The 7,733-nt window shown below is 63.2% G+C and carries 10 protein-coding genes and 1 pseudogene; 7 read left to right on the forward strand and 4 right to left on the reverse strand.

Translation table 11 applies throughout. The features are described from left to right. From IVB32_RS32370 to IVB32_RS32380, 3 genes are all read left to right on the forward strand, one after another. Positions 1 to 349: sensor histidine kinase (locus IVB32_RS32370; protein WP_247412679.1), on the forward strand; the 349-nt coding region annotated here is incomplete at its 5' end. Beyond that, complete coding sequence (locus tag IVB32_RS32375; protein ID WP_247287504.1) at positions 342 to 719, forward strand: response regulator; 378 nt, start codon at positions 342 to 344, stop codon at positions 717 to 719. The genes IVB32_RS32370 and IVB32_RS32375, both read left to right, overlap by 8 nt. A gap of 666 nt (positions 720 to 1,385) precedes the next feature. Beyond that, positions 1,386 to 1,634, forward strand: coding sequence for a hypothetical protein (locus IVB32_RS32380; RefSeq protein ID WP_007615460.1), 249 nt, complete (start codon positions 1,386 to 1,388; stop codon positions 1,632 to 1,634). 13 nt (positions 1,635 to 1,647) lie between these two features. Here IVB32_RS32380 and IVB32_RS32385 read toward each other — a convergent pair whose 3' ends face one another. Continuing rightward, a complete protein-coding gene (locus IVB32_RS32385) occupies positions 1,648 to 2,790 on the reverse strand; it encodes a helix-turn-helix transcriptional regulator (RefSeq protein WP_018453114.1) in 1,143 nt (380 codons plus the stop codon). 595 nt (positions 2,791 to 3,385) lie between these two features. On the opposite strand from IVB32_RS32385, the gene IVB32_RS32390 reads away from it, so the two are divergent. From IVB32_RS32390 to IVB32_RS32400, 3 genes are read left to right on the forward strand one after another with little or no spacing between them, the layout of a single operon-like run. Continuing rightward, on the forward strand, positions 3,386 to 4,060 hold the full coding sequence (locus tag IVB32_RS32390; RefSeq protein ID WP_018453115.1) for a heme-binding beta-barrel domain-containing protein: 675 nt from the start codon (positions 3,386 to 3,388) through the stop codon (positions 4,058 to 4,060). A 19-nt stretch (positions 4,061 to 4,079) separates the two neighbouring features. Next, a complete protein-coding gene (locus IVB32_RS32395) occupies positions 4,080 to 4,790 on the forward strand; it encodes a dihydrofolate reductase family protein (protein WP_026232465.1) in 711 nt (236 codons plus the stop codon). A gap of 10 nt (positions 4,791 to 4,800) precedes the next feature. After that, the gene (locus IVB32_RS32400; RefSeq protein WP_018453117.1) at positions 4,801 to 6,072 is read left to right on the forward strand and encodes an NAD(P)/FAD-dependent oxidoreductase; all 1,272 of its coding nucleotides are present in this window, start codon (positions 4,801 to 4,803) and stop codon (positions 6,070 to 6,072) included. Positions 6,073 to 6,130: 58 nt separating this feature from the next. On the opposite strand, the gene IVB32_RS32405 is transcribed toward IVB32_RS32400, so the two are convergent. Further along, a complete protein-coding gene (locus IVB32_RS32405) occupies positions 6,131 to 6,451 on the reverse strand; it encodes a hypothetical protein (protein WP_018453118.1) in 321 nt (106 codons plus the stop codon). 270 nt (positions 6,452 to 6,721) lie between these two features. On the opposite strand from IVB32_RS32405, the pseudogene IVB32_RS32410 reads away from it, so the two are divergent. Beyond that, positions 6,722 to 6,855, forward strand: a pseudogene (locus IVB32_RS32410) (oleate hydratase); the annotation flags it as partial. Between the two features lie 32 nt (positions 6,856 to 6,887). On the opposite strand, the gene IVB32_RS32415 reads toward IVB32_RS32410, so the two are convergent. Both IVB32_RS32415 and IVB32_RS32420 read right to left on the reverse strand, forming a co-directional pair. Then, positions 6,888 to 7,478, reverse strand: coding sequence for a hypothetical protein (locus tag IVB32_RS32415; protein WP_018453119.1), 591 nt, complete (start codon positions 7,476 to 7,478; stop codon positions 6,888 to 6,890). 8 nt (positions 7,479 to 7,486) lie between these two features. Further along, the coding region (locus tag IVB32_RS32420; protein ID WP_247412682.1) for a hypothetical protein at positions 7,487 to 7,733 on the reverse strand (247 nt) is incomplete at its 5' end.

Genomic DNA, 7,733 nt, shown 5'->3' on the forward strand with positions numbered 1-7,733 from the left:
CGGGCCTCACGTCGATCTGGACGCGCGCAGCGCGCTGAGCATCACCATGGTGCTGAACGAGCTTCTGACCAACGCCGCGAAGTACGGCGCACTCTCGGTGCCCGATGGGACTGTGTCCTTCACCTGGCGGCTTGGCCCCAACAAACTGTCGCAAAGCGCGGTGGAATGCGAGTGGCGCGAACGCGGCGGCCCCCCGGTTTCGCCACCCAAGCGGCGTGGCTTCGGCACGCGACTGATGGAGAGGTGCATAGAGCATGACCTCGCGGGCGAGTTCGATCTGGTGTTCGAGCCGGAGGGCACCCGCTGCCGTATGGTGTTCCCCCTAATGCTTGCAGCGTCCAATGGTTGAGCTGTCTGGCGCCAGGGTTCTCCTGGTCGAAGACGAGGGCTTGGTCGCCCTCATGATTGAAGACATGCTCGAAGAATTGGGATTGAAGGTGGTCGCCTCGGCCGCCCACGTGCCAAAGGCGTGCGAACTTGCCGCCAGGGCGTCGTTCGATCTGGCGCTGCTTGACGTGAACCTGGCAGGTGAACGTGTCTTCCCGGTAGCGCGCATCTTGCGCGACCGGAAAATCCCTTTCCTGTTCAGCACCGGTTATGGCGGACCGCCGCTTGAGGAGGAGTTCAGGCATGCGCCCGCAATCGGCAAGCCGTTCTCTATCGAGCAATTAAACGAGCAATTGCGGACGATTCTGGCGCTCCCGCAGAAGCGCGGCTAGACTCACTTCACCGGAGAGAATCCGCTAGAAGAACAGGGATACCCGGCGACCACATCGGCAACCGCGCAAGTTTTTAAGGACAGGAAAAGCCGTCCTAACCAGACGGCTTTTCGATATGTCGGCGCGATCCCTCCGAACCGGTGGTACTTCCCCATCCAGCCATTAGTGCTCTTCGGCCAAAGACCGCCACGCCTGTTCCATGCGCCGGTACCGCTTGTAAGCTGGGCTCTCCCTGGAGGGCTCTCTCTTCCCGGTGTTGGCCTGCTGTAAGGCGCTGATGTCGGCTCAGAAATTCGGCACTGCCGGCCAACGTCGGATAGCTGTTGGCGTGCCGCTCGGCGGTGCGGCCTGGCAGGTGAGAAGGACTGGCTCTATCGACAAAAGCACATTCGGGTGGTACAAACGGCAAATTAGTATGATCGGTAAGTCTCTGATTTTGCTGTACTTTGGTGGATTGATGTCCAGTCCGCCCCTGGGCACCATTTTCGCTCTCCACGGGCAACATCTTGCCCAGCGCCAAGCCTTGAGCGCCAAGCCTTGACCAGCCGGCTCGCGCAGCAATCCGTTCCGGAACCAGATCGCGCCCGCCGTTGCTGGCACTCTGCTTGCTCAGCCAGGACCAAAGTCTGGCCTTGGAAGAGAGGCCGTTTCAGGTTGAGGCAAGTGATGCAAGAAATGTCCCGTTCTGGTGCTGCCGGCGAACTCCGGCTCGATGCGTTGGTCGCCGATTTGTGGTGGCGCGTTAGACTCATCAACACCGACATTCTCGAGGAAGAGGCGAGAGCAGGGGTGTTTGACGTGCTTCAGCCGACCTATCCGCTTCTTGCGCTGAATCTTCGCGCGCGACGCGACAATTTGGTCTCGACGATCGGCGTGCTCGAGCAGCGTGCGCGATCAACGTCGGAAGCGGCTTGAGCGCGGTCTTCTGTTACACCGGGAACGTCAGCGATTTCGCGAGCCTGACCAGATCGACCTGGCGCCGGCAGCCCGTCTTTTCGAAGACGTGAATGAGATGGCTCTTCACGGTGCTGACGGAAACGCGGAGCAAGGCCGAGATTGCGTCTCGTGTGTGTCCCTCGCAGATGAGCTCGAAGATGCGAATCTCGGCCGGCGTCAGGTCATAGAGCTGGTTGAGCGCATCGTGAAGCAATCGCGGCGGCCCGGAGGCTGACGTCACGAACACGGCGGCAGCGGCGCTCTGGATCAGACCGGATCGTGTGTGGCTGCGTCGCAGCGGCAGAACGTGGATGACGAGAGGCTCACCGCTTTGGCGAGGGATCGGGATGCCGATGCCTTTTTGCCCGAGCGTCGCCTCGTCCTTTGCCGCCTGCGCGACGGCTGATTGCAATGTGGCCGTGCTCGCCGCGGATTGAACCGCGATCCTGCCATGCCTTGCCACGATCGGATCGCCGGCCGCGAGCATCGCCGCGGCTGCGGCGTTGGTGTGAACGATCTTCGAATCCTCGTCGGCCAGGACGACGCCCACCGTCAGGGCCTCCACCGTCGCCGCGAATGTGTTGGCTTCCACCGCCTTCATGTCGAACAGATTGCTGATCGTCACGGCGCGGCGGATGTGAGGCGCCAGAAGGCGCAATCCGTCGACCTGCGCATCGTCGATCCGGCCTGCCGACTCATGCTGGCTGAATATCGCATTTCCAACCATCGTCCTGTCGCGAACGAGGCCGACGGCAACGGCGTCGAACAGGCCCCTGGGCATGGCCCATTCGCGATAGTAGCGGTTGCTGGAAATAACGTCCGGCCGGACGGCTTGGGATTGAACGACCGGCTCGCCGAGCGGGTATTGCCGAATGCGTTCGGCGCCGCCCCAGAGCTCGATGATGTCGGGGCCGTAGCCGACCCCGTTCTGGGCCATCTGGGCCAGGTCGGACCCGGAGACCGCATTGACGACGGCCTTCATGTTGGTGAGGCTGGCGACCGAGAGCGCGCCGGTGGCAAAGCCGAACTGGGCGCAGATCTGATCTAGAACTTCGGTCCAGCCTTCCGGCGCGATCACACAATCATAGACACTGCCGATGAGGTCCGAGAACTTCTCGACCGAAGCCTGCTGCATTCCAAACCACTCACTTGAAAATAACGGACGTCACGTGAACGCTGGTTTAGGAGTGGCTTCGTCGCCTATGGTGTATTTCACAATCCTGAGGTGATCTTATCATCGTGATTCCGTGGCGCAAACGGGAACACCGAACACAAATGCTTATGACGCTCTCCTGGGCAGCTGCCATGATTTTCACGAATTACGGAACGTCAACGCCTTGGCTGCATAAGCCCGACGCTCGGGTGTCTGATTAAAACTGCGGCAGATTCGACGTCGATTGCAAAATCTACCTTGTTGTCAGGTAGCTCGCAGTGATCCACCAAGCGAAAGGCAGAACTCCATGCACAACTCCATCCAGCGATCGCATTGGCGACGTGGTTACACCCTCGAGCGCGACGACGCATCGTCTGCGACCATCGCGACCAGCCCATCGTGGGCGACCATCGCAATCAACCCATCGTCCGGGACCACCGCCACTAAGCGTCCTGGCGCTTCGCGTCATGCATCGTCTGCGCGTGGCGCCTATGTCCATTCGCGATTGTGAGGCTGGAGAACGAGCCACGCCCGCGCTCTCATGCTATTGCTGCCTCGCAACGACGCGAGGACACCCATGCTCCCCCTTCCCGCCGATATCTTCACCGAGCCCGAGGACGTCTCGCCCGACGGACTTGCCAATCTCGGCCCGCTCCGCCGTCTCGCCGGTGTCTGGCAGGCCGACAAGGGTATCGACATCAATCCGAAGGCCGAGGGGCCGGAGCGGCGGACCTTCATCGAGCGCATCCGGATGGACCCGATCGATCCGCAGGCCAACGGGCCGCAGCTGCTCTATGGGCTGCGGTATCACATCCACATCAACACGCCCGAGGAAGACATCACCTTCCACGACCAGGTCGGCTACTGGTTGTGGGAGCCCGCGACCGGGTTGATCATGCAGACGCTGGCGATTCCGCGCGGGCAGGTGCTGCTGGCGTCGGGCAAGGCCGGGCCGGGCGACAAGGAGATCTCCGTGACCGCCAAGCGCGGCGACACCGCTTACGGGATCTGCTCGACTGATTTTCTGGAACAAGCGTTCCGCACCGATGCTTACCGCTGCGACATCACCTTCAACGACGACGGCAGTTGGACCTATCTGATCCAGACCGAGTTGTTCGTGCACGGCGCGCCGTTCAACCATCGCGACACCAACACGCTGAAACTCATCGCGCCGCCAAAGCTCAATCCCCTCGCTTTGATCGTGAACGATCGCGCCACGGGGAATGAGAAGGGCAATGAGCCGGCTGCCTGAGCGCGGCCCGGAGATACGCATGAAGCCTTACGTCATCTGCCTGATGCATTCGAGTCTGGACGGCCGCACCCATCCGAGCCGCTGGCGCCCGAAGGGGGCAGGAACGGACTGGTTCGAGAAGATCCACGACGAGCTCGGCGGCGACGCCTGGGTGATCGGCCGCATCACCGGCTCGGAGTTCGCCAAGGGCGATGCCTATCCCACGACGGCGGACGCGAAATTTCCGCGCGAAAACTGGTTTGTGCGACGCGACGCGAAAACCTATGGCGTCGTGCTCGATGCGCAGGGCAAGATCGGCTGGGGCCGCTCCGATATCGGCGGCGATCCGATCGTCGTCGTGTTGACCGAGAGCGTCGCCGATTCGCATCTCGCGGGGCTCCGCGGCGAGGGCGTGTCCTATATCTTTGCCGGCAAGTCCGAGATCGACCTCGCGCTGACGCTGGACATCCTCAACCGCGAGCTCGGCGTGAAGCGCCTGCTGGTGGAGGGCGGCGGTGTCGCCAACGGCGCGTTCCTGCGTGCCGGCCTGATCGACGAGTTCAACCTGATCCTCAGTCCCGCGATCGACGGTGCCAAGGGCGCGCCCTTCGTGTTCGATTCCACGGACTCGGACGGCGACCGGCGCGCACCGCTGAGCGCGATGACGCTGGAGAGCACGCGGGATCTCGGTGGCGGCGTCCTGCTGCTGCGTTATCTGATCCAGAACGATCCGCAGGCCGTGGGCAAGTAACAGCACCGAGATGTCGGCAACATCCGAGCATATCGTCATTGTCGGTGCCGGCGCGGCCGGTCTGATGGCGGCGCGCGAGCTGGCGCGCGCGGGCAGGACCGTGACAATCCTGGAGGCGCGCGAGCGCTGCGGCGGCCGCATCCACCCGCTGCCTGCTTCGGAGTTCGGCTACCCCGCCGACGGCGGCGCCGAATTCGTCCACGGCGAGGCGCCGGTCACGCGCGCGTTGCTGCGTGAAGCCGGGCTGTCCCTACAGGAGATCGAGGGCGAGCGATGGGGCTTTGACGGCGCTGACATCGTGCGCGAGGATCGCCACGATCCGCATCAGGCTGAGCTGCACGCCGTGGTCCGGGAATTGAACGACGACCTCACTGTCGCCGATTTCCTGCGCCGGCATTTTGCCGGGGATGAGCATGCGCGGCTGCGCCATTCGATCGAGCGAATGGTTGAGGGCTATGATGCGGCCGATCCCGAGTCCGCCTCCACGCTGGCGCTGCGCGAGGAATGGATGGCTGGCGGGCACTCTCCGCAGGCGCGCATCAAGGGCGGCTATGGTGGGATGATCGACTTCCTGGCAGCCGAGTGCCGCAAGCTTGGCGTGACGTTTCGCTTCGGCTGCGTGGTGTCGGCGATCGAGGAGGAGGGCGGCGCGATCGTCGTTCGCTGTGTCGGCGGCGACGTGCAGGGCTGCGATCGCGTGATCATCACCGTTCCGTTGCCGTTGTTGCGCGAGATCGGGCTGCCGAGCCGCGCGCGCGCGAAGGCGGCGGCGGCCGACGATATCGGCTTCGGTAACGTGATAAAAATCCTGCTGCGCTTCAGGCGGCCATGGTGGCGTGAGCGCAAGGAAGAGCTCGCGGACATGGCCTTCCTTTTGTCCGACCAGGCCATCCCGGTGTGGTGGACGCAATATCCGAACCGGCATCCCGTGCTGACCGGATGGTTCGGCGGCCCGCGCACGGCAGCGCTGTCGCGTCTCGACCCGCAAGCGCTGATCGATACCGGGCTCGATTCGCTTGCGATCGTCTTTGGCCTGTCGGGCCAGGACCTCGCACGCGAACTCGTCATCGCGGTCGCGACAAACTGGGCGCACGATCCCTACGCCCGCGGCGCTTATTCCTGGGCGACGCCGCGAACGCGCGAGGCGCAAACGATCCTTGCGCGCGCCGACGGTCCGGTGCTGTTCTCCGGCGAGGCGCTCTATCGCGGAGCCGACATGGGTACAGTCGAAGCGGCGCTGGCGAGCGGTCAACAGACGGCGGGGATAATCTTGCGGGAATAGGCTGACGAGCAAAGAAAGGCCCGCGTTTCGCGAGCCCTTCGTCTTGCTGCCTTTCGTCTTACCAGCGGCTGCCGCCGAAGCCGAACGTCACGCTGGGACCGCCGCCGCCGTAATATCCGTACGGTCCACCGCCGTAATAGCCGTGGTGCCGCGGATAATAGCCGTAGCTCCGGTAGTGCGGACGATGAAATCCGTGATGGTGGTGAGGACGCCAGTGATGGCGATAGCCGTGATGGTGGTGCCTGTGCTGCGCGCTGATATCGGTTGACTGGGCGGCTGGCGCGTTCTGTTTCGCACTTGAATGATTGGCCGCGTTCGCCGCGGATCCGCCGACAAGCGCCGCAGCACCGACGGCCATCGCGACAAAGAGATACTTCATGTCATCACTCCGGTTGAATGTCGTGTGACAACACATGGTCATCCGGCACGTTCCGGCCAGTGCGGGCGTCGAAACGACGCAGTTACATTGGTCCGGTTCGCGCGGCTGCGTGCGTCTCTTGAGATCTATTGTCGCATCACCGGCGTGATCGCAACTCTGCCATCACTCTGCCGCGAATGACGCAATCACGTCATCGGTGGTGACGATGCGCGCGAATTCGTCGGTGAGCAATCTCGGCTTCGACACACAGCTGGTGCGCGGCCATCTGAATTCGACCCTGGCGTCTTCGAGGATGCGATCTGCATTCCCTGCCGCATGCCCTACATCACCAGCATGTTCATGCCGCGCAGCGCGGCCGACCGCTGCCGGTGCCCAGGAATTCCGTCAATCTCGCCTTCTTCGCGACGCTGGAAAGGCGTTCACGTAACGGATGGAGCTATTTGAACGGATCCTGGATCGACGGCGCCGACTGCCTGATGCGGCGCACGCTCACCGGCGTGCCGTCGGAGACGAACAGGAGTTCGTACTTCCGGCCCTCGCTGTCGGTCGCGGAGCAGGTGACGTCGTTCACCTTCTTGGCGGCGAAATTGCCGGTCTGGCGGCAGAGGCCGGTGGAGGTCTGCTCGGCCGGCACCGGCAGCCCGTCGACCTTGGGGCGGTCCTTGGAGTTGAGCAGCATGCGGTCGATCGGCAGCTCGTAGGAATTGTCGTCGGCGCGCTTGCCGTTCTCGCCGGAGAACGACACGACGTGATTGTCATCAGCGGGATCGTCGACCGCGACCGTGAAATTGACCCGGCCCTTGTCACCATGAGCGTAGGCGACCGTCTTGCAGGGGAAGGTGCGGCCGGCAACCTTCAACGTCTTGCAGTGGCCGGACATCAGCGCCAGCAAGTCGATAAAGGCGGTCTGTTGCCCGGGCGGATTGTTGACGGGAATCGGCGCGGAAGACTCGGCAAAACAAGGGCTTGCCAAGAGGACCAAGGTGGCGACGAGGGCAGCAGCGAGGATGGGGCGGCAGAGGCGCATCGGAAGGCTCACATGCCAGGGAACGACCGAAAAGTCCCGTCGGATAACCAGCGAACCGTAAATTGGTTGCGATCCCGTTTGTTCTGCCGGACTCGTCTGAAATACCACCGCGCCACCCCAACGGCAATTCGCCCATATCGCCCAACCCATTCCCGGCCAGCACTTGCCGTCAGGCCGGTGTTTTTTTCGTGGCGGGCTACCCCATAGCCGCCCGCCAGCGCGTATCGCGCAAGGATGGGCGGCGGTGCAGGCGGG

This window comes from Bradyrhizobium sp. 23 (genome assembly GCF_023073295.1).
GTDB lineage: Bacteria > Pseudomonadota > Alphaproteobacteria > Rhizobiales > Xanthobacteraceae > Bradyrhizobium > Bradyrhizobium canariense_D.